The following is a 19,206-nucleotide window of genomic DNA, read 5'->3' on the forward strand; positions in this document are numbered from 1 at the left end:
GCGCAGCTCTGTCCAGTCTCATGCGGGGACGCAAAGCCCTCTGCTAAGATGGCCTGAGCGGCCGCGGCAGCGGCTTCCATTTCCCGTTTTTTTGCGTACAAGACCCCATGGTCGCTTCCGACACTCTAATGCAGGCCTTGCAGGCCGTCATCGACCCCAACACGGGCAGCCCGGTGGCCAGCCCCAAGACGGTCAAGAATCTCCAGATCGAAGGCGCCGATGTCGCCTTCGATGTCGAACTGGGTTATCCGGCCAAGAGCCAGATCCCGGCGTTGCGCAGCGCCCTGATCGCCGCCGCTCGCACGGTGCCCGGGGTCGGCAACGTCTCGGTCAACCTGCGTTCGGTCATCGTCGCCCATGCCGCGCAGCGCGGTGTCGCGCTGCTGCCCAACATCAAGAACGTCATCGCCGTCGCCTCGGGCAAGGGCGGTGTGGGCAAGAGCACCACGGCCGTGAACCTGGCCCTGGCGCTGGCCGCCGAAGGCGCGCGCGTGGGCATTCTGGATGCCGACATCTACGGGCCCAGCCAGTCGCTCATGATGGGCATCGACGCGCGCCCGCAAAGCGAAGACGGCAACACCATGGAACCCCTGGAAAACTATGGCGTGCAGGTCATGTCCATCGGTTTCCTGGTCGATTCCGATGAAGCCATGATCTGGCGCGGGCCGATGGCGGTGCAGGCGCTTGAACAGCTGCTGCGCCAGACCAATTGGAAAGATCTCGACTACCTGGTGGTCGACATGCCGCCGGGTACCGGCGACATCCACCTGTCGCTCAGCCAGAAAGTGCCCGTCACCGGCGCGGTCATCATCACCACCCCGCAGGACATCGCCTTGCTCGATGCTCGCAAGGGGGTCAAAATGTTCGAAAAGGTCGGGGTCCCGATCCTGGGCGTGGTCGAAAACATGGCTGTGCATATCTGCAGCCAGTGCGGCCATGCCGAACACGTTTTCGGCACGGGCGGAGGCAAGAAAATGGCGGCCGACTACAACCTGGCCTACCTGGGGGCGCTGCCGCTCGATATCAGCATCCGCATGCAGGCCGACAGCGGGCAGCCCACCGTGGTGGCCGACCCCGACGGTGAAATCGCCGGCATCTACAAGGCGGTGGCCCGCCAGGTGGCGGTGTCCGTCGCCTCCATGGCGAAAGACCATTCCTCGAAGCTTTCCGCCATCGCGGTCAGCCGCGCCAAGTAAGGTTTCCCATGAGCGCCACTCTGCCCATTTCTCTCGACGTCGCGGTCGTGATGCGCAAAGAGCGCATCAACGGGCCGATGCGGCGCTGGCAGGAATGGCGCTGGGTGCTCGACGACGTGGTGGCCCAGGAAGACACTTTCGGCACGACCGAGCGGCTGCTTTATAAAGATGATGCGCACGAGCGCTGGCTGCACCCCGGTTACACCGTGCGCCTGTTCAAGGACGACGCCGAGGGCTACGTGCTCAACGCCAGCGCGCCTGCGCCCTGCTGGTTCGTGATGTGGCGCATGCACGAATCGGCCGACGGCAGCGAGCCGCGCGCAAAGCCGGAAATCGTCACGCTCAGCTATCACGATGCCGGCCGTTGGCTCGACGCCCAGGAAACCGTCGAGCAAGTGCCGGCGCCGCCCATGATTGTCGATTGGCTCAACGCGTTCATCGCGCTGCACTACCAGCCGGAGCCCAAGCGGCGCAAGCGCCCCGCCAGCTTCCAATCGTTGCAAGACCGCTTTGGTAATCCGGCGTCGGTGTCCACGGTCAAGAAATTCCGCGGCGAAGGCCAGCCATGAGCGACCCCGTGCACGACGGCTTTTTGCACCGTTGGGCGCGCCGCAAGTCGCTTGCCCGCACGGGCGCGCTGTCCGACGAAGCGTCCACGCCCGTCGCGCCCGCCCAGCCTGACGGCCCGGCGCCCGACGCTGCTTCGCCCGCGCCTCACGCCGCCGAACCGCGGCCCCCGGAAGTGCACCACGCCCCGGCGGAGACAGACGACGCTCGGGAAGCCCCGGCGCTGACGCTCGACGACGTGCGTGCCTTGACGTCCGACTCCGATTTCGCGCCCTTCGTATCGCGACAGGTCGCCCCTGAAGTCAAGAATGCGGCCCTGAAAAAGTTGTTCGCCGATCCGCACTTCAACATCATGGACGGCCTTGACATCTATATCGACGATTACTCCGCCATGGAACCCATGCCGCAGTCGATGCTGCGCCGCCTGGCCAGCGCGCATGCCCTGCGCATGTTCGATCCCGCCGACGACGCCGATGCACCGGCGCCCGCGCCGGCCGCAGCTCAGGCGCCGCAAGCCAGCCCGGCCGATGAGCCGGCCGGCCGCGCCTCGGCAGGCGAAGAGGCCGACGCAGACATGCAGGGCCGGAGCCGGCCTTCGGCGGATGCGGCGGACGAGGCCTGCGCCGGGGCCGCGCAATCGACTGCCGCCGCGCAAGACCTGTCAGACGCCGCCTTGCCGAGCCGGTCCGTCGCCGAGCCGTGCCGGCCAGCTGAGCGGCAAGAGAGCGCGCCGGACGCGGGCTTGGGGCGAACTCCTGGCGTATGCGCGCCGCCCGAGGCTGGCGCAGGCGCCTCCTCAGAAGCAGGGCCGGCCGGGCGTCCCGGTTTCCCGCCGCGGGCGCCTGCCTCACCCGGCGTCTGTCACGAGCCGTCCTCCGGCGATCTTCCTGCCAGCGGCATGTCGCGCCGGCCAGCCTGATCTTTTTATGCAGCCGTATCCATGACTACGCTAATTTGCGATTGCAACCGCACCATGCCGCTGGCGACCGACGAACTCGGCCGCGCACTGGGCGAAACGCTCGCGCCGCATTCCTTGTTGTGCCGCAGCCAGGCGGGCGATTTCCAGCAGGCCGTACGCGGCACCGACACCGTGGTGGTGGCCTGTACCCAAGAGCAGCGCCTGTTCGGCGAACTGGGACGCGCCACCGAGGGCGCGGTGGCGCCCGTGCGCTTCGTCAACATCCGCGAGACCGGCGGCTGGAGCCGCGATGCCGCGCAAGCCATGCCCAAACTGGCCGCGCTGCTGGCGGCCGCGCATCTGCCCGACCCCGACCCGGTGGCTACCGTTACCTATAGAAGCGCGGGGCGCCTGTTGGTCATCGGCCCGCTCGATCGTGCCGAACAGGCCGCCGCGCTGCTCGATGATGTCCTGCAGGTAACGCTCTTTGTGCAGGGCCAGGGGCGCGACGGCGGCACGCAGGCGCGCCGCTATCCCGTGCTGGCCGGCAAGCTCGAACGCCTGCAGGGCAGGCTGGGCGCATTCGAACTGGCGTGGTCGCAGGACAACCCCATCGATCTCGACCTTTGTACCCGCTGCAATGCCTGCCTGGGTGCATGTCCCGAGAATGCCATCGGTTTCGATTACCAGGTCGATGCCAGCCTGTGCACCGGCCATCGAGACTGCGTGGCCGCCTGTACGGTGGCGGGCGCCATCGATTTCGACCGCCCGCCCCGCCACTACACCGAGCAATTCGACCTGGTGCTCGATCTTGGCGCCACGCCGCAGCTGCGCCGCCATGAACCGCCCCAGGGCTACTTCACCTGGAACGGCCAGGACGCTGCCACCCTGCTCAAGCTGCGCGATATGGTCGGCGAATTCGAAAAACCGAAATTCTTCGACTACAAGCAGTCACTTTGCGCGCATAGCCGCAATGAAACGGTGGGCTGCAATGCCTGTGTCGATGTCTGTTCGGCCGAGGCCATACGCAGCGACAAGCGGCGTCAGCAGATCGTGGTCGATCCGCACCTGTGCGCCGGTTGCGGGGCCTGTACCACCGTGTGCCCGTCCGGTGCCATGTCCTACACCTATCCTCGCAACCCCGACCAGGCTCGCAAGCTGCGCACCCTGCTGAGCACTTATGCACAGGCCGGGGGACGCGACGCGGTGCTGCTGCTGCATAGTCAGCAGCAAGGCCAGCAGCTGGTGGAAACCCTGGGACGGGCCGCCCAGTTGAAACTGGCGCATGGGGTTCCCGCCAATGTCATTCCCGTGGCGTTGTGGCACACCGCCAGCCTGGGGGCCGACCTCTGGCTGGCAGCCGTTGCCCTCGGCGCGGCGCAGGTGGCGGTGCTGGCTACCGATGAGCTGGCGCCCCAGTATCTTGATGCCTTGCAGGCGCAGATGGATATGGCGCAGGGCATCCTGAACGGAATGGGCTATGCGGGCCGGCATCTGCACCTGCTGCGCGCCGGCACCGCCGACGCGCTCGACGCCGAACTGCAGCAGCTGGTGGCCCGTCCGCCGCGCGTACCCGCGCAGGCGGCTCGGTTTGCCGCGGCTCCCGAGAAGCGCGCCACGCTGAATCTGGCGCTCGACCACCTGATGGCGCATGCGCCGCAACCGCTGCCGCAGTCCATTCCGCTGCCGGCCGGCGCGCCCGGCGCGGGCGCGCCCTTCGGGGCCGTGGCGGTTGACACCCAGGCCTGCACACTGTGCATGAGCTGCGTCAGCGCCTGCCCCGCGAATGCCTTGCAAGACAACCCACAGTTGCCGCAATTGCGTTTCATCGAGAAAAACTGCGTGCAATGCGGGTTGTGCATGAAAACCTGTCCGGAAGACGCCATCCAGCTGGTGCCACGCCTGCTGCTGACCGAACAGCGCAAAGAAACCGTGGTGCTCAACGAGACCCAGCCCTTCCATTGTGTGCGCTGCAACAAGCCCTTCGGAACCCAGAAAGGCGTGGGAGCCATGCTGCAGCGACTTGGAAGCCACGCCATGTTCAAGGGCGCGGCCCTGGAACGGTTGAAAATGTGCGGCGATTGCCGTGTCATCGACCTTTATTCTTCGCCCGACGAAGCCCGGATCACCGACTTATGAACGCCTCCGTCCCGTCCGCTGCCATCGCCTCCCCCGGCCCCGACGAAGACTCCGCGCGCGCCGAGATCTACGGCCTGCTGGCCCATCTGTATTACGCCGCGCCGGGCGACGAGGTGCTGGCGCAACTGCGTGCTGCCCCGCCAGCCCCGCCGGGAAGCTTGCTTGAAGGTTCATGGAATGCCCTGTCAGAGGCGGCCCGCGAACTCGACGCGCCGGCCGTGCAGGCGGAATACGACGCCTTGTTCGGCGGCGTGGGCAAGCCCGAAGTCTATTTGTTCGGTTCGCATTACCTGGCGGGGTTCCTGAACGAAAAGCCGCTGGTCCGGCTGCGCGACGACCTGGCCGCGCTGGGCTTGGCGCGCGATCCGGCCATGCCCGAAACTGAAGATCACTTCGCCTACCTGTGCGTCGTGATGCACTGGCTCATCACCGGCCCTGACGCCGCCACGGCGAATCTCACGCAGCAAAGTGCCTTTTTCGCGGCCCACTTGCGCCCGTGGGTGTCAGACCTGTGTGACGCCATCGCGGCTCAGCCGGCGGCGCGGTTTTATGGGCGCGCCGCAGATTTCACCCGTGATTTCATGGATGTAGAAGCACAGGGTTTTGACATGCTGCCCTGAAGCGGCCCACGATCATCAAACCCTTGCTCGCCCGAGGGACATTGCCCCGGGCGCAGGGTAAGGGTACAGTATGCAAAGCATTTCATATCTAGCTGTCCCACAGGAGACGCACATGCCCAAGACCACCCCTCGACTTTCGCGTCGGGCGTTTCTGGCTGGCGCTGCCACAGTGAGCGCCGCCGCCGGTGCAGCTGCGCTGCCCGGGGCGGCCACGCACCCCCCCTCCGCCGCCAGCACACCGCCCAAGCCCGAGCGCGGTGGCGGCTATCGCTTGAGCGAACACGTCAAGCGCTACTACAAAACCACGCTCGTCTGACGGAGCCCGGCATGCTGCTCACCAAGAAAGCCGACGCCGCGCGGGATACCGCGGCCGAGTCCAGTTTCGTGCAGAGCCTGCGCCGCGGCATGGCACAGGCCTTGCCCACCATGGACCGCCGGGCGTTCCTGCGGCGTTCCGGCATCGGCGTAGGCGCCGGCCTGGCGGCTGCGCCGCTGGCGCTGGTCAAGCAGGCGCGTGCCGCCGAAGACCGCAAGGTGCCCATCGGCAATACCAAGACCAGCGTTCATCGCACCGTCTGTACCCACTGTTCGGTCGGATGCGCCATCGACGCCGTGGTCGAAAACGGCGTGTGGGTTCGCCAGGAACCGGTGTTCGATTCGCCCATCAACCTGGGCGCCCATTGCGCCAAGGGCGCCGCCGTGCGCGAACATGGCCATGGCGAACACCGTTTGCGCTACCCCATGAAGCTCGTCAACGGCAAGTACCAGCGCATCAGCTGGGACACGGCGCTCAACGAGATCAGCGAACGCCTCATGCAGCTGCGCAAGGAAAGCGGGCCAGATTCGGTTTACTGGATCGGCTCGTCCAAGCACAGCAACGAGCAAGCCTACCTGATGCGCAAGTTCGTCAGCTACTGGGGCAGCAACAACTGCGACCACCAGGCGCGCATCTGCCACTCGACCACCGTGGCCGGCGTGGCGAACACGTGGGGCTACGGCGCCATGACCAATTCGTACAACGACATGCAGAACGCAAAGGTCGCGTTGTACATCGGGTCGAACGCCGCCGAAGCCCACCCCGTGTCCATGCTGCACATGCTGCACGCCAAAGAGTCCGGCTGCAAAATGATCGTGGTGGATCCGCGCTTCACGCGCACGGCCGCCAAGGCCGACCGCTACGTGCGCATCCGCTCCGGCACCGACATTCCGTTCCTGTTCGGCCTGCTGTACCACATCTTCAATAATGGCTGGGAAGACCAGGCCTATATCGACGCGCGTGTCTACGGCATGGACAAGGTCAAGGCCGACGTCCTGGCCAAGTGGACGCCTGACAAAGTCGAAGAAGCCTGTGGCGTCGACGAAGCCACCATGTTCAACGTGGCCAAGACCCTGCATGAAAACCGCCCGGGCACCATCGTATGGTGCATGGGCCAGACGCAGCATTCCATCGGCAACGCCATGGTGCGCGCGTCCTGTATCCTGCAGCTCGCGCTGGGCAACGTCGGCCGCTCGGGCGGTGGCGCCAACATTTTTCGCGGGCATGACAACGTGCAGGGCGCTACCGACGTGGGCCCCAACCCCGACTCGCTGCCGGGCTACTACGGGCTTACCGAAGGCTCTTGGAAGCACTTCGCCAATGCCTGGGGCGTCGATTACGAATGGATCAAGAGCCGCTACGCCTCGCCCGATCTGATGACCAAGCCCGGCATCACGGTCTCGCGCTGGATCGATGGCGTGCTCGAGAATCCCGACCTCATCGACCAGCCCACCAATCTGCGCGCGGTGTTTTACTGGGGGCACGCGCCCAACTCCCAGACGCGCGGCCTGGAAATGAAACGCGCGATGGACAAGCTCGACCTGCTGGTCGTGGTCGATCCCTATCCCTCCGCCACGGCCGCCATGGCGGCCATGCCCGGCAAGCCCGAAGATCTCAATCCCAACCGCGCCGTCTACCTGCTGCCGGCGGCCACTCAGTTCGAGACCAGCGGGTCCTGCACCGCCTCGAACCGTTCGCTGCAGTGGCGCGACCGGGTCATCGAACCCCTGTGGGAAAGCCGCAGCGACCAGATGATCATGTATCAGTTCGCCGAAAAGCTTGGCTTCGGCAAGGAATTCGTCAAGAACTACAAGATGCAGAAGGTCAAAGGCCTGGACGAGCCTATTCCGGAAGACGTGCTGCGCGAAATCAACCGCTGCGTCTGGACCATTGGCTACACCGGCCAGAGCCCCGAGCGGCTGAAAGCCCACATGCGCAACATGCATCTGTTCGATGTGAAGACCCTGCGCGCCAAGGGCGGCAAAGACCCGGAAACCGGCTATGACCTCAGCGGCGACTACTTCGGTCTGCCCTGGCCGTGCTGGGGCAACCCTGAGCTCAAGCACCCCGGAACCGCCAACCTGTACGACACCAGCCTGCACGTCATGCACGGCGGCGGCAACTTCCGCGCCAACTTCGGGGTCGAGCGGGATGGCGAAAACCTGCTCGCCGAAGACGGTTCGCATTCCTTGGGGTCCGACCTCACCACGGGCTACCCCGAGTTCGACCACATCCTCCTCAAGAAACTGGGCTGGTGGAACGAGCTGACCGACGCCGAGAGAAAGGCAGCGGAAGGCAAGAACTGGAAAACCGACCCCTCGGGCGGCATCATCCGCGTGGTCATGCAGAACCACGGTTGCCACCCGTTCGGCAATGCCAAGGCGCGGGCCGTGGTCTGGAACTTCCCCGACCCCATCCCGCAGCACCGCGAACCGATCTATGGCACGCGGCCGGACATGATCGCCAAGTATCCGTCGCATAACGACCTCAAGGCGTTCTGGCGGCTGCCCACGCTGTACACCTCGCTGCAGCAGAAGAACGTGGCCGACAAGCTGTACGAAAAATTCCCCATCATTCTTACCTCGGGGCGGCTCGTCGAGTACGAGGGCGGCGGCGACGAAACCCGGTCCAACCCCTGGCTTGCCGAGTTGCAGCAGGAAAGCTTTGTCGAAATCAACCCCAAGGCGGCCGCCGAGCGCGGCATCCGCAACGGCGACCGTGTCTGGGTGTCCACCCCCACGGGGGCGCGCCTGAACGTACAGGCCCTGGTTACCGAACGGGTCGGGCCCGACACTGCTTTCATGCCTTTCCACTTCGCCGGCCATTGGCAGGGCGTCGACCTGCTGTCCAGCTACCCCGAAGGCGCGGCTCCCGTCGTACGCGGCGAGGCAGTCAACACCGCCACCACTTATGGCTATGACTCTGTGACGATGATGCAGGAAACCAAAACCACCATCTGCAACATAGCCAAGGCCTGAGGAGACGCGTCATGGCACGAATGAAATTTGTTTGCGATGCAGAGCGCTGTATCGAATGCAACAGCTGCGTCACGGCCTGCAAGAACGAGCACGAAATCCCCTGGGGCGTGAACCGCCGGCGCGTGGTCACGCTCAACGATGGCGTGCCGGGCGAGAAATCCATCTCGGTGGCCTGCATGCACTGCAGCGACGCGCCCTGTATGGCGGTGTGTCCGGTGAACTGCTTCTACCACACCGAAGAAGGCCTGGTGCTGCACAACAAAGACACCTGTATCGGCTGCGGCTACTGCTCGTATGCCTGTCCGTTCGGCGCGCCGCAGTTCCCTTCGCAGGGCACTTTCGGTGTGCGCGGCAAGATGGACAAGTGCACGTTCTGCGCGGGCGGGCCTGAAGCACATGGCAGCGAGGCCGAATTCGAAAAATACGGGCGCAACCGCCTTGCCGAAGGCAAACTGCCTGCCTGTGCCGAGATGTGCTCCACCAAGGCGCTGCTCGCAGGCGACGGCGATGTCGTGGCCGATATCTTCCGTACCCGGGTGGTCAACCGTGGCAAGGGCGCCGAAGTCTGGGGCTGGGGCACGGCCTATGGGTCGCAACAGGCCGGGCAGCCGCCGGCCGCCGACGCAAAGGACAAATCATGAGCGCACGCACAGGCTTTGCGATGCTGCTGGTGCTGGCGCTGGCGGCGTGCTCCGAACCCTCGCAAGAATTGCGCTCGGGCACCAAGACGGGCGACCCCCTGTATGCGGGCACGGGCAGCAATTTCGTGGCGTCGGGCTGGAAACCTGGCGACAGAGCCAGCTGGATGCATGAACTCAACCTGCGCGCGCAGCGCGGGCAGAACGAGTACAACAGGGTCCACTGACCGGAGGTCGCCATGTTACGGTCATTCTTCGCGGCAATCCTGATCGGCGCGGCGCTGGCAGCGCCGGCGGCGGCGCAGAGCGCCGCGGCGGCCGATGGCGGTCTGGGCGGCATCAAGAGCGCCAATATATTCGAAGTGAAGCCCGACGCTGCGCAGTTGCCGGGCTATGCCGAACAGAACAACGCGCAGCGCGCCCAGGTGCAGCCCGGCAACAACGCCCCGATGTGGCGCCAGGTCAATTCCGGTGAAGCCGGATACAGCAGCCTGCCACGCAGCCAGGCGCCCGAAGCCGGTGTGCTGATCCAGCGTTTCGTTCAGTATCCCGGCTCGCTGTATACCAATGCAGGCGAAGCCTGGCGGCAGGTACGCAACCACTGGATCATTCCCTATGGCGGCGGCCTGTTGCTGATTGCGCTGGTGGCCATTCTGCTGTTCTACGCGGCCAAGGGCCCCATCAAGCTGCAAGAGGCCGAAACCGGCCGCAAGATCGAGCGCTTCACCTACTTTGAACGGGCGGCGCACTGGGTCAACGCGGCGGCGTTCGTCATCCTGGCCATATCGGGCATTGTCATGGCCTTCGGGCGGCATATCATGCTGCCCTGGATGGGCAGCGCGCTGTTCGGCTGGCTGACCTGGGTGCTCAAGACCATCCACAACTTCGTCGGGCCGGTGTTCGCCGTGTCGCTGCTGGTGGTGCTGGTCACCTTTGCCCGAGACAACGTATGGCGGCGGTACGACACCACCTGGCTGCGCAAGGGGGGCGGTCTGTTGAAGGCGCAGCACGTGCCCGCGGGCCGATTCAATGCTGGCGAGAAGCTGATGTTCTGGTTCGGCATGCTGCTTCTGGGCGCCATTGTGGTGGCTTCGGGGCTGTTCCTCGACCGCGTCGTGCCGGGCGCGCTGATCTACACGCGCGGCAATATGCAGATCGCGCACATGGTGCACGGCGTGTCGGTCATGCTGATGATGTGCATGATCATGGGCCACATCTACCTGGGCACCATCGGCATGCACGGCGCCTACAAGGCCATGAAAACCGGCTATGTCGACGAAACCTGGGCGCGCGAGCACCACGACGTCTGGTACGAAGACATCAAGTCGGGCAAGATCCCGGCGCAGCGCACACGCCCTAAGACAGCCAAGCGCCGCGGCGCCCGTCCGGCTGGTGCCTGACCCCCAAGGAGCACCTTCATGAAACTGCTTGCCGCGTTATCGCTGAGCCTGCTGGCCGCAACGGCCCAGGCGGCTTTGCCGCAACCCACTGCCCAGGAGCGGGCCAAGGCAGACGAAGCCAAGGCGCGCGCTGCCTGGTCGGCCAAGGTTGCCGCCCACCAGCTGTGCGAAGTGCAGGACCGGGTGGCGGCCCAATACCTCGATCATGCCCGTGCCACGGGCAAGGCGGTGGCACAGCCGATATCCACCCCCGCCTGCGTCGATCCGGGGCCATTCGTCTACACGCCCACTTCCGTGCAGCCCCGCGAGGGGTCGGGGGCGCACTCGCCCGCCGAACCGGCGGCTGCGCCGCCCAGCTCATCGCAGACGGATGCCGACGAAGACAAGTCCTCGAAGTGAGCAAGCAGGCCAGCAGATCCCTGCCGACCCTGACACAGGCGCAGGCTCCGCTCACGCGCGAGGTCACGGTCGTCAACCAGCATGGCGCGACGGAAGCCATCTCCATTCCCGCCGAACGGCCGCTGACCATCTACGTCGACCGGCGTGAACTGGTCACCCTGATGACGCTGGGTGCAATGCCCGAATTGCTGGTGCTGGGCTACTTGCGCAACCAGCGGCTGATACGTGATGTATGTGATGTCGAATCCATCATGGTCGACTGGGAAGTCAATGCCGCCTCGGTCGTGACCCGTGCGGGCATCGCCGATCTCGAATCGCGCACGGCCAAGCGGGTGGTCACGACCGGCTGCGGCCAGGGCAGCGTGTTCGGCGGGCTCATGGAAGAACTCGACCAGATCCAGCTCGACCCCGATGCGCGTCTGACCCAGGCTCAACTGTACGGCCTGCTCAATGCCATCCGGGTGCAGGAAACCACCTACAAGTCGGCCGGCTCGGTGCATGGCTGCGCGCTGTTCCGCGGCGAGACCATGCTGATGTTCGTGGAAGACGTCGGACGCCACAATGCCATCGATACGCTGGCGGGATGGATGTGGCTGCAGCCGCCCGAACAACAGGGCGGCGCCGACAAGGTGTTCTACACGACCGGCAGGCTGACCAGCGAAATGATCATGAAATCCGCCCAGATGGGCGTGCCCGTGGTGGTGTCGCGCAGCGGCATGACCCAGATGGGTTATGAAATCGCGCGAGACTTGGGCCTGTGCGCCATCGGCCGCGCCGTCAACCGTCATTTTGTCTGCTACACGGCGCCCGAGCGATTGGTGCTGCAGCCCGAACTGGCGGCCTCGCGCGTAACCGCGGCCTAGCGCTTCCTGCCGGCCCCCGCGCCGCCAGGTTTCTTGGCCGGGAAGCTCCACCAGGGCAGTACGCGGCGCAGCGACAGCACCTGCCCGCTCTGAGCGGGCGCATACCCTGGCATTGCCGCCAGCGCCTCCTGCCAGGCAGCGCCGCGCAGAATATCCAGCAAGGCCTGCGTCGAAGGCAGATCCAGCGTCGACTTCAGGCACACCAGAAAGTAATTTTCGCGCACGAGCGGCACGAAGCCCACATGGTGCTGCAGGGCCGCGGACTCCACCCCCAGGCCGGCGTCGGCGCTGCCGGCCGCGACGGCGTGGGCCACCGCCGAATGCGAGGGTTCGGTGCGTGCGTAACCGGCAATGGCGTCCGAAGTGACGCCGGCCTGTTCCAGCAACTCATCGAACAATACGCGCGTGCCCGTGCCCAGCGCCCGGTTTACATAGCGCACGCCGGGGCGGCTCAAGTCCTGTACCGTTTTCAGGCCCAGCGGGTTGTCACGCGCAACGATGAGGCCCTGGCTTCGTTGCGCAAACCCGATGATCTTGTGCAGGCCCGGCTTGAGCAGCGGCTTGTAGCTGCGTTCGGTCAGCGAGCCCGGCACGGGGTCCTGGCGTGTATGGAATCCGGCGATGACGCAGCGCCCTTCATTGAGCCCGCGAATGGCATCGACGCTACCGGTATAGCGGATGTCCAGATACAGTTTGGCGCTCGCCACGGCATGGCTGTGCAACGCGCCCAGCGCGTCGTCATGACTGGCGTACAGCGGTACGACGTGAGCCGCGTCGTCGAACGCGACGGCGAACGCGCGTTCCAGGTCGGCTCGCAGGGCATTGATCTGCGGCGCCAGCCGCGCCTGGGCCTGGCGCTCTGCCCACAGCAGCTTCTCGCCGAATTCGTTCAGGCGCGCAGGCTGCCCCTTGTCCCACACGATCAAGGTGCGGCCGAGGGTCTGTTCCCATTTCTTCAGTTCGCCCCAGACGTGGCGGTAAGACAGGCCCAGGGCCTTGGCGGCCCCCGAGATCGAACCGTGCTGCCGCACCGCGAACAGCAGGTCCATCAGCGCATTGCCGATGGTCGATGACCCGGAGTCGGCTGCGCCCAGTTGGTAGGTGAGGTCGATACGATGCACGTTCGCGAGTATGCACTAAATGCCCGCCTGCAGCGTGACGGTCGGCAACCTATGCATTCCAATTCATATGGTCTGCATGATACTGCTGGGCTACCCTCTGTGCAGTCCACTTCGCGCCACTCATGAATACTTTGTCCGACAGCGTGCTGACCGCCATGCACCTGATCGCCTCGGCTGATCCGATGCTGTGGTCCATTGTGCTGCGTTCGCTCGCCGTCAGCGCCTGTGCCTGCCTGCTGGCCTGCGGTTTCGGCATGGTGGCCGGCTCGTGGCTGGCCGTGGCGCGCTTTCGCGGACGCGGCATCGTCCTCACGCTGCTGAACACGTCTCTGGCCTTGCCCTCGGTCGTGGTGGGGCTGCTGGTGTATTTACTGCTGTCGCATTCCGGGCCGCTGGGTTTTCTGGGCTGGCTGTTCTCTTTCAAGGCCATGGTCCTGGCGCAGTCCGTGCTGGTCTTTCCCATCGTCACGGCGCTGGTGCGCCAGACCGTCGAAGATGCCGAGCGCCATCACGGGGAACAGTTGCGCTCGTTGCGGGCGAGGTCGATGGTGCGCGCGCTTTTGCTGGTGTGGGATGAGCGCTTCACGCTGCTGACCATCGTGATCACCGCATTCGGACGGGCGATTTCCGAGGTCGGCGCCGTGATGGTGGTGGGCGGCAACATTGAAGGCTATACACGCGTGATGACGACCGCCATCGCGCTGGAAACCAGCAAAGGCGATCTGCCGCTGGCCCTGGCGCTGGGTCTGGTACTGCTGTCGGTGGTGCTGGTCCTGAACATACTGGCGGCGCTGGTGCGTCGCTGGCGCGAGCGGCGGGACGCAGGACTGGCCGGCTTGTTCGGCCCCGCGGGGGCCTGGCGATGAAGCGTCGCCACGACGAGCCGGCGCCCGGCCTGGCCCCAGCCGCCGCAAGCAGCCCGCGGGCGGCCGATGCAGGTGCCCCCCTGTTCGATCTGCGCGGCGTGGACGTCGACTACGGCGCGGTGCACGCATTGCGCAACGTTTCGCTGGCGATCCGTCCCGGTGAATGCGTGGCGTTGGTCGGCGCCAACGGCAGCGGCAAGAGCACGCTGCTGCGCCTGCTGCATTGCCTGATCCAGCCCACGCGCGGTCAGGCCCGTTGCGTCGCGCGCAGGCGTCAGGCGATGTTGTTCCAGCACCCGTACATGCTGCGCACCTCGGTGTTGAATAACGTGACACTGGCGTTATGGCTGCGCGGGCTGGGATGGCGCGCGGCGCGGCTCCAGGCGCAGCAGGCGCTGGAGCGGGCGGGCATGGCCGAGCTGGCCGCTCGCAATGCCAAGACGCTGTCGGGCGGCCAGCAGCAGCGCCTGGCCATGGTGCGCGCCTGGACAATGGCGCCAGACGTCCTGCTGCTCGACGAGCCCACCGCCAGTCTCGACCCCCATGCCAAGCGCGACGTCGAGCAGATGATGCAGGGTTTCATCGAACGCGCCGGGGCACGGGCGCCTGCCATGGTGTTCAGCAGCCACAACCTGGGTCAGGTCAAGCGGCTGGCGCGGCGCGTCATCTACCTGGAGCGAGGCGAGCTGGTCACCGACCTTCCGGTGGACGAATTTTTTACCGGGCCGCTGCCCGAGGCAGCCCGCTTGTTCGTCAAAGGAGAACGCATATCATGAGCCCGAGCAACATTCTGCGCCGCCGCCTAGCGCTGGCGCTGATGGCCGCTTCGCTGCTGGCGGCCCCCGTGGCCGGGGCCGAGACCATCGTCATGGCCTCCACCACATCCACGGAACAGTCGGGGCTGTTCTCGCACTTGCTGCCTGCATTCAGGCAGGCCAAGGGCATCGACATCAAGGTGGTGGCGCAGGGCACGGGGCAAGCGCTGGACATGGCGCGCCGTGGCGACGCCGATGTGCTGTTCGTGCACGATCAGCCCGCCGAAGAGAAGTTCGTGGCCCAGGGTTATGCGGCCAAACGCTATCCGGTGATGTACAACGATTTCGTGCTGATCGGCCCGGCGTCGGATCCGGCTGGAATCAAGGGCAATGACATCGTCAAGGCGCTGGCCAAACTGGCTCGTGACGATGCGCCGTTCGTGTCGCGCGGCGACAAGAGCGGCACGCATTCGGCCGAACTGCGGTTCTGGAAAGCGGCCGGCGTCGAAGACCAGGGCAAGGGCTACAAAGCCTGCGGCTGCGGCATGGGGCCGGCCTTGAACATGGCTTCGTCGATGAATGCCTATGTTCTGTCAGATCGCGGCACGTGGCTCAGCTTCAAGAACCCGGGCGACCTGAAAGTACTGGTCGAGGGCGACAAGCGGCTATTCAATCAGTATGGCGTCATGGTGGTCAGCCCCGAGAAGTTCCCTCACGTGAAGGCCGAGCAGGCCCAGCAATTCGTGGATTGGGTGACTTCGAAACCTGGCCAGGACGCCATTGCCAGCTACAAGGTCAATGGGCAGCAACTGTTTTTTCCGAACGCCGGACAGTAGGCCGGTGAGGGCGGGCAGGCCGGCGCGCGTTTACCATTGCACGTAGAACATGGCCTTGGCCAGCAGCAGGATCAGCACGACGTGACAGAACACGCTGGTGTGGATGCGGCGGGAATTTCGGCCGTTCAGGCGGCCCCGGCGCTGCAGCAGCATGGCCACCAAGAAGTGCCCGAATACGCTGGCCGCCAGTGCGATCTTCAACCCCAGCAGCAGCCCGAAACTGCTGTCCAGGGGTTGGGCCAGGGCGGCGCGATGGTGCCATGCCAGGCCTAGCCCCGCGCCGTATAGCGCCAGCAGTATCCACGGGACGAGGCGGCGCGCGCGCGCCCCGAGGGCGGATTCGACCGCTCGCATGGCTGCGTGCGGCACGCGCCGGCGTATGCCTTCCAGCATGACGACTTCGAAGAACACCGTGCCGGCGAATGCCACGGCGGCGAGCAGGTGCACAATCAGCAAGTAGGGATAGGCCATGAAGCAATCAGCGCCGGTGAACAGGAATCAGCCGATGTTCCGCGCCACGGCGCGCCACGCCCATGATCCGGATCAACCAGCAGGCCGGCCGCCGGGTACGCGCCTGCCTTATTCGCGTGCGCTTTCCACGACCATGTCGAGTACGTATGCATAGCGTGACCCGTCGGCGGGCGTCTGAAGCCGTTCGTAGCGCTTGACGCGCAGCACGTTGCGCACGCCAGGTTCGTGCGTATAGCCCTCGATGTCTTCATAGAATGCCTGCCATTCGCCATGGCCCGCCTTCAGGCCCTGTGCATCGAACTGCACTTCGCGCACGCGCAGGCACTGCATATTCGGTATCAGGGGATGCGCGCAGGCCACGCGTTGGGCGGCAACCTCCAGGAACATCGTGCTGCCGGCCGTGCCGAAGCGCGTCTCGTCGGTGGGAACACCGGCCAGTGTCCACTGACCGCCGTCGCTGAAATCCAGCGTCAGCGCCGGGCCCGACGGGCGGTCGTCAATCCGCCACGCGGCCGCTTGCGGCAGCCGTTGCCCAAGCGCCTGCTCATACTGCATGAGTTCGTGTTCCGGGCACGCCATCATGGTGCCCATGACCGGGGATATGCGAATCTGCCTACCTTGCAGTGTGTAGCTGGCGCCCAGGCTGTTGCACAAGCCGGATACCGTCAGGCGGCCATCGGCAAAGCTCAGGCGCAGCGGCCGGCCCTGGCGCGTGACCGGGGGAACCCAGCGCACCGGCTGGGCCGCGTCGCCATCGCGGGCCTCGGCCAGGTCCCAGTGGTAGGCCTGCAGTGTGGGGGCCTGCACTGGCGCAACGTCGGCGGCAGGGTCGTGGGCGCACGCGGTCAGCGTGCCCAGGACGCTGACCAGGAAAAAGCGGCATATCGGACGGTACAGGTTCATCTTCCTATTCGCTGGTAAAGCCCTGGCGGGTCGACATCCGATTATGGCGCGAAGATTCATGACACGCACGCCTGCCGCACCGGGCGGGGGCGGTCAGCCGGGCCACACGCCGGAACTGCCGCGCCGGTGGCTGTCGACCAGGTGCGTGTCGATGATGCCGGTGGCTTCCATCAGGGCATGCATGGTGGTGGGGCCCACGAAGGTGAAGCCGCGCTGACGCAAGGCTTTGCTCAGGGCGGTCGACGCTTCCGACACAGTGGGAATCTCGGCCAATGTGCGCGGCGCCGGCGTGCTGCCGGGCCGGAAAGACCAGATGAAATCGCCCAGCCCGCCTTCGCGGCGCAGCGCGATGGTGGCCGCTGCGTTGTTGATGGTGGCCAGGATCTTGGCGCGATTGCGCACGATGCCGCTGTCGGCAAGCAGGCGCTCGACGTCGGCCGCCGTATACGCCGCCACCGCGTCAGGGTCGAAATGGCTGAAGGCCAGGCGAAAAGCCTCGCGCTTGCGCAGGATGGTCGCCCAGGAAAGCCCCGACTGAAAGCACTCGAGACTGAGGCGCTCGAACAGGCCCTGCTCGTCGCGCACCGGCATGCCCCATTCGGTGTCGTAATAGTGGCGCAACAACGGGTCGTGCGCCGCCCAGGGCGGCCGGGCCAGGCCATCATCGCCGACGATGACGCTGCTTGCCGGCGTCATGCGGCCAACGGCGCTTGCCGGTTTTCCAGCGCCAGCAGCACGGCCTTCGCCTGCAAGCCTCCGGCGAATCCCGTCAGCTGGCCCGTGGCGCCGATCACCCGATGGCATGGCGCAATGATGGACAGGGGGTTGCGGCCATTGGCGGCGCCGACGGCGCGCACTGCCTTGTCGCGGCCTATCTGCATGGCGATCTCGCGATAGCTGCGGGTCTGGCCGTATGGAATGGTCAGCAAGGCCTGCCAGACTTGTTTCTGGAACTCGGTGCCGGTGAAGTCGAGCGGCAGATCGAATGCGCTGCGATGGCCTGCGAAATATTCTCCCAACTGGCGTTCGGTCTCGCACAGCACCGGATGCCCCGGGTCGGCGTGCAGCGCGCCCAGGCGTACGCGCCCGGGCCTGTCGTTTTCCCACAGAATGGCCACTAGCTTCGATTCGCGGGCTACCAGCGTCAGCTGCCCCACAGGCGAGGCGACGGTCTTGTATGCGTAGGACATGATCGATTCCTTGAAAGCTGTGCCACGCCCGGTACAGTGAGCGCAGGCCACGGAAATTGCAGTCTAGGCATTCCGTGGACTGCCGGCACTCGCATTCTTGCGCCGCATTTTGCCGGAAGTTCAGGACCGCGCGGCAAACAGCGTGTTCAGCCTGTCGCTGGTGGCGGCCTGAGCGAACGCCGTGTCCAGGCGCCCCTGGGCCAGGGCTTGTGCAGCGTTGATGAAACCGCCCCATGCCGAGCGGGCCAGGCCTCCGCCTACGCTGATACGACGTACGCCCAATGCGGCGATTTCGTCGACGGTGAGTTCGCTGGTGGTGCCCACCAGCAGATTCACCGGCTTGGGCGCCACCGCGCTCACGACGGCGGCAATCTGCTCGCGTGTGCGTATGCCCGGCGCATACAGGCAGTCGGCGCCGGCTTCGGCATAGGCCTGCAGGCGGGCGATGGCATCGGCCAGATCGGGGCGGCCCACGACGAAATTCTCGGCGCGCCCCACCAGCATCGCGCCCGTGCCGGCATCATCGATGGCGCGACGCGCGGCGCGCATGCGTTCAACCGCGATATCCAGCGGGTACAGTGGATCGGCCGGATCGCCGGTGGCGTCTTCGATGGACAGCCCCGCCACCCCGGTTTCGACGGCCAGGCGCACATTGCGCGCCACCCCCTCGGCATCGGGGGCATAGCCGTTCTCGAAGTCGGCATTCACGGGCAATGGCGTGGCGGCCACCATGGTGCGCAGATGCGCCAGCACCGATTCCAGGCTGGCTTCGCCGTCGGGGCTGCCTTGGGTCCAGGCCATGCCCGAGCTGGTGGTGGCCAGCGCCTCGAAGCCCAGGCTTTGCAGAAACCGGGCGCTGCCCGTGTCCCAGGGGTTGGGCAAGATGAAACAGCCACTCTCATGCAGGGCGCGGAATGCCGCGCACGCGGCGTTGGGCAAGGCGGTCATGGTGACGATCTCCTCAGGGTGTGCGTGCATCGTACTCATTCCCGGCGCCTTTCGCACCGTGGTGCGAGGCCGGACATTCAGGGGCAGCTTCGGCGGGCTTGC

21 protein-coding genes are annotated in these 19,206 nt (G+C 65.8%); 15 read left to right on the top strand and 6 right to left on the bottom strand.

Annotated elements, in window-relative coordinates; genetic code table 11:
- Positions 1 to 107: 107 nt before the first annotated feature.
- The 12 genes from apbC (at position 108) to ACV17W_RS15200 (ending at position 12,014) form a co-directional block, all read left to right on the top strand.
- A complete protein-coding gene (gene apbC, locus ACV17W_RS15145) occupies positions 108 to 1,196 on the top strand; it encodes an iron-sulfur cluster carrier protein ApbC (protein WP_462593153.1) in 1,089 nt (362 codons plus the stop codon).
- A gap of 8 nt (positions 1,197 to 1,204) precedes the next feature.
- Positions 1,205 to 1,765 carry a DUF3305 domain-containing protein gene (locus ACV17W_RS15150; protein ID WP_462593154.1) on the top strand — a complete coding sequence of 187 codons (561 nt, stop codon included), beginning with the start codon at positions 1,205 to 1,207 and terminating at the stop codon, positions 1,763 to 1,765.
- A complete protein-coding gene (locus tag ACV17W_RS15155; RefSeq protein WP_462593155.1) occupies positions 1,762 to 2,682 on the top strand; it encodes a DUF3306 domain-containing protein in 921 nt (306 codons plus the stop codon). The genes ACV17W_RS15150 and ACV17W_RS15155 overlap by 4 nt, the downstream gene beginning before the upstream one ends.
- 21 nt (positions 2,683 to 2,703) lie before the next feature.
- The gene (locus ACV17W_RS15160) at positions 2,704 to 4,800 is read left to right on the top strand and encodes a 4Fe-4S binding protein (protein WP_462593156.1); all 2,097 of its coding nucleotides are present in this window, start codon (positions 2,704 to 2,706) and stop codon (positions 4,798 to 4,800) included.
- Positions 4,797 to 5,420 (top strand): TorD/DmsD family molecular chaperone, encoded by a 624-nt coding sequence (locus ACV17W_RS15165; protein ID WP_462593157.1) that lies wholly within the window; start codon positions 4,797 to 4,799, stop codon positions 5,418 to 5,420. Before ACV17W_RS15160 ends, ACV17W_RS15165 begins: the two co-directional genes overlap by 4 nt.
- Before the next feature lie 112 nt (positions 5,421 to 5,532).
- The gene (locus tag ACV17W_RS15170) at positions 5,533 to 5,736 is read left to right on the top strand and encodes a twin-arginine translocation signal domain-containing protein (RefSeq protein ID WP_462593158.1); all 204 of its coding nucleotides are present in this window, start codon (positions 5,533 to 5,535) and stop codon (positions 5,734 to 5,736) included.
- Positions 5,737 to 5,747: 11 nt separating this feature from the next.
- Positions 5,748 to 8,714, top strand: coding sequence for a formate dehydrogenase subunit alpha (locus tag ACV17W_RS15175; RefSeq protein ID WP_462593159.1), 2,967 nt, complete (start codon positions 5,748 to 5,750; stop codon positions 8,712 to 8,714).
- An 11-nt stretch (positions 8,715 to 8,725) separates the two neighbouring features.
- A complete protein-coding gene (gene fdh3B / locus ACV17W_RS15180) occupies positions 8,726 to 9,355 on the top strand; it encodes a formate dehydrogenase FDH3 subunit beta (protein ID WP_462593160.1) in 630 nt (209 codons plus the stop codon).
- Positions 9,352 to 9,579, top strand: coding sequence for a hypothetical protein (locus ACV17W_RS15185; protein WP_462593161.1), 228 nt, complete (start codon positions 9,352 to 9,354; stop codon positions 9,577 to 9,579). Before fdh3B ends, ACV17W_RS15185 begins: the two co-directional genes overlap by 4 nt.
- Before the next feature lie 12 nt (positions 9,580 to 9,591).
- On the top strand, positions 9,592 to 10,752 hold the full coding sequence (locus ACV17W_RS15190; protein ID WP_462593162.1) for a formate dehydrogenase subunit gamma: 1,161 nt from the start codon (positions 9,592 to 9,594) through the stop codon (positions 10,750 to 10,752).
- Positions 10,753 to 10,770: 18 nt separating this feature from the next.
- Positions 10,771 to 11,151, top strand: coding sequence for a hypothetical protein (locus ACV17W_RS15195; protein ID WP_462593163.1), 381 nt, complete (start codon positions 10,771 to 10,773; stop codon positions 11,149 to 11,151).
- Complete coding sequence (locus tag ACV17W_RS15200) at positions 11,148 to 12,014, top strand: formate dehydrogenase accessory sulfurtransferase FdhD (RefSeq protein WP_462593164.1); 867 nt, start codon at positions 11,148 to 11,150, stop codon at positions 12,012 to 12,014. The genes ACV17W_RS15195 and ACV17W_RS15200 overlap by 4 nt, the downstream gene beginning before the upstream one ends.
- Here the strand turns inward: ACV17W_RS15200 and ACV17W_RS15205 are convergent.
- Positions 12,011 to 13,135 (bottom strand): substrate-binding domain-containing protein, encoded by a 1,125-nt coding sequence (locus tag ACV17W_RS15205; protein WP_462593165.1) that lies wholly within the window; start codon positions 13,133 to 13,135, stop codon positions 12,011 to 12,013. The genes ACV17W_RS15200 and ACV17W_RS15205 overlap by 4 nt on opposite strands.
- Positions 13,136 to 13,257: 122 nt before the next feature.
- On the opposite strand from ACV17W_RS15205, the gene ACV17W_RS15210 reads away from it, so the two are divergent.
- From ACV17W_RS15210 to ACV17W_RS15220, 3 genes are read left to right on the top strand one after another with little or no spacing between them, the layout of a single operon-like run.
- The gene (locus ACV17W_RS15210) at positions 13,258 to 14,001 is read left to right on the top strand and encodes an ABC transporter permease (RefSeq protein ID WP_462593166.1); all 744 of its coding nucleotides are present in this window, start codon (positions 13,258 to 13,260) and stop codon (positions 13,999 to 14,001) included.
- Entirely contained in the window at positions 13,998 to 14,777 is a 780-nt protein-coding gene (locus ACV17W_RS15215; RefSeq protein ID WP_462593167.1) for an ABC transporter ATP-binding protein, read from the top strand. The genes ACV17W_RS15210 and ACV17W_RS15215 overlap by 4 nt, the downstream gene beginning before the upstream one ends.
- On the top strand, positions 14,774 to 15,592 hold the full coding sequence (locus ACV17W_RS15220) for an ABC transporter substrate-binding protein (RefSeq protein ID WP_462593168.1): 819 nt from the start codon (positions 14,774 to 14,776) through the stop codon (positions 15,590 to 15,592). Before ACV17W_RS15215 ends, ACV17W_RS15220 begins: the two co-directional genes overlap by 4 nt.
- Positions 15,593 to 15,622: 30 nt before the next feature.
- Here ACV17W_RS15220 and ACV17W_RS15225 read toward each other — a convergent pair whose 3' ends face one another.
- From ACV17W_RS15225 to ACV17W_RS15245, 5 genes are all read right to left on the bottom strand, one after another.
- A complete protein-coding gene (locus ACV17W_RS15225) occupies positions 15,623 to 16,063 on the bottom strand; it encodes a CopD family copper resistance protein (RefSeq protein WP_462593169.1) in 441 nt (146 codons plus the stop codon).
- Between the two features lie 108 nt (positions 16,064 to 16,171).
- Entirely contained in the window at positions 16,172 to 16,966 is a 795-nt protein-coding gene (locus ACV17W_RS15230) for a DUF4377 domain-containing protein (RefSeq protein WP_462593170.1), read from the bottom strand.
- A 93-nt stretch (positions 16,967 to 17,059) separates the two neighbouring features.
- Complete coding sequence (locus ACV17W_RS15235; RefSeq protein WP_462593171.1) at positions 17,060 to 17,662, bottom strand: DNA-3-methyladenine glycosylase I; 603 nt, start codon at positions 17,660 to 17,662, stop codon at positions 17,060 to 17,062.
- Positions 17,659 to 18,156, bottom strand: coding sequence for a methylated-DNA--[protein]-cysteine S-methyltransferase (locus ACV17W_RS15240; protein ID WP_462593172.1), 498 nt, complete (start codon positions 18,154 to 18,156; stop codon positions 17,659 to 17,661). The genes ACV17W_RS15235 and ACV17W_RS15240 overlap by 4 nt, the downstream gene beginning before the upstream one ends.
- Positions 18,157 to 18,276: 120 nt before the next feature.
- The gene (locus ACV17W_RS15245) at positions 18,277 to 19,134 is read right to left on the bottom strand and encodes an isocitrate lyase/PEP mutase family protein (RefSeq protein ID WP_462596566.1); all 858 of its coding nucleotides are present in this window, start codon (positions 19,132 to 19,134) and stop codon (positions 18,277 to 18,279) included.
- Positions 19,135 to 19,206: the final 72 nt, after the last annotated feature.

The sequence above is a fragment of the Bordetella sp. MIP270_01_BMS genome (assembly GCF_054958705.1).

Coding starts and splice junctions, on each gene's coding strand:
- apbC (WP_462593153.1), top strand. CDS start 108: ATGGTCGCTTCCGACACTCTAATGCAGGCCTTGCAGGCCGTCATCGAC.
- ACV17W_RS15150 (WP_462593154.1), top strand. CDS start 1,205: ATGAGCGCCACTCTGCCCATTTCTCTCGACGTCGCGGTCGTGATGCGC.
- ACV17W_RS15155 (WP_462593155.1), top strand. CDS start 1,762: ATGAGCGACCCCGTGCACGACGGCTTTTTGCACCGTTGGGCGCGCCGC.
- ACV17W_RS15160 (WP_462593156.1), top strand. CDS start 2,704: ATGACTACGCTAATTTGCGATTGCAACCGCACCATGCCGCTGGCGACC.
- ACV17W_RS15165 (WP_462593157.1), top strand. CDS start 4,797: ATGAACGCCTCCGTCCCGTCCGCTGCCATCGCCTCCCCCGGCCCCGAC.
- ACV17W_RS15170 (WP_462593158.1), top strand. CDS start 5,533: ATGCCCAAGACCACCCCTCGACTTTCGCGTCGGGCGTTTCTGGCTGGC.
- ACV17W_RS15175 (WP_462593159.1), top strand. CDS start 5,748: ATGCTGCTCACCAAGAAAGCCGACGCCGCGCGGGATACCGCGGCCGAG.
- fdh3B (WP_462593160.1), top strand. CDS start 8,726: ATGGCACGAATGAAATTTGTTTGCGATGCAGAGCGCTGTATCGAATGC.
- ACV17W_RS15185 (WP_462593161.1), top strand. CDS start 9,352: ATGAGCGCACGCACAGGCTTTGCGATGCTGCTGGTGCTGGCGCTGGCG.
- ACV17W_RS15190 (WP_462593162.1), top strand. CDS start 9,592: ATGTTACGGTCATTCTTCGCGGCAATCCTGATCGGCGCGGCGCTGGCA.
- ACV17W_RS15195 (WP_462593163.1), top strand. CDS start 10,771: ATGAAACTGCTTGCCGCGTTATCGCTGAGCCTGCTGGCCGCAACGGCC.
- ACV17W_RS15210 (WP_462593166.1), top strand. CDS start 13,258: ATGAATACTTTGTCCGACAGCGTGCTGACCGCCATGCACCTGATCGCC.
- ACV17W_RS15215 (WP_462593167.1), top strand. CDS start 13,998: ATGAAGCGTCGCCACGACGAGCCGGCGCCCGGCCTGGCCCCAGCCGCC.
- ACV17W_RS15220 (WP_462593168.1), top strand. CDS start 14,774: ATGAGCCCGAGCAACATTCTGCGCCGCCGCCTAGCGCTGGCGCTGATG.
- ACV17W_RS15225 (WP_462593169.1), bottom strand. CDS start 16,063: ATGGCCTATCCCTACTTGCTGATTGTGCACCTGCTCGCCGCCGTGGCA.
- ACV17W_RS15230 (WP_462593170.1), bottom strand. CDS start 16,966: ATGAACCTGTACCGTCCGATATGCCGCTTTTTCCTGGTCAGCGTCCTG.
- ACV17W_RS15235 (WP_462593171.1), bottom strand. CDS start 17,662: ATGACGCCGGCAAGCAGCGTCATCGTCGGCGATGATGGCCTGGCCCGG.
- ACV17W_RS15240 (WP_462593172.1), bottom strand. CDS start 18,156: ATGTCCTACGCATACAAGACCGTCGCCTCGCCTGTGGGGCAGCTGACG.
- ACV17W_RS15245 (WP_462596566.1), bottom strand. CDS start 19,134: ATGCACGCACACCCTGAGGAGATCGTCACCATGACCGCCTTGCCCAAC.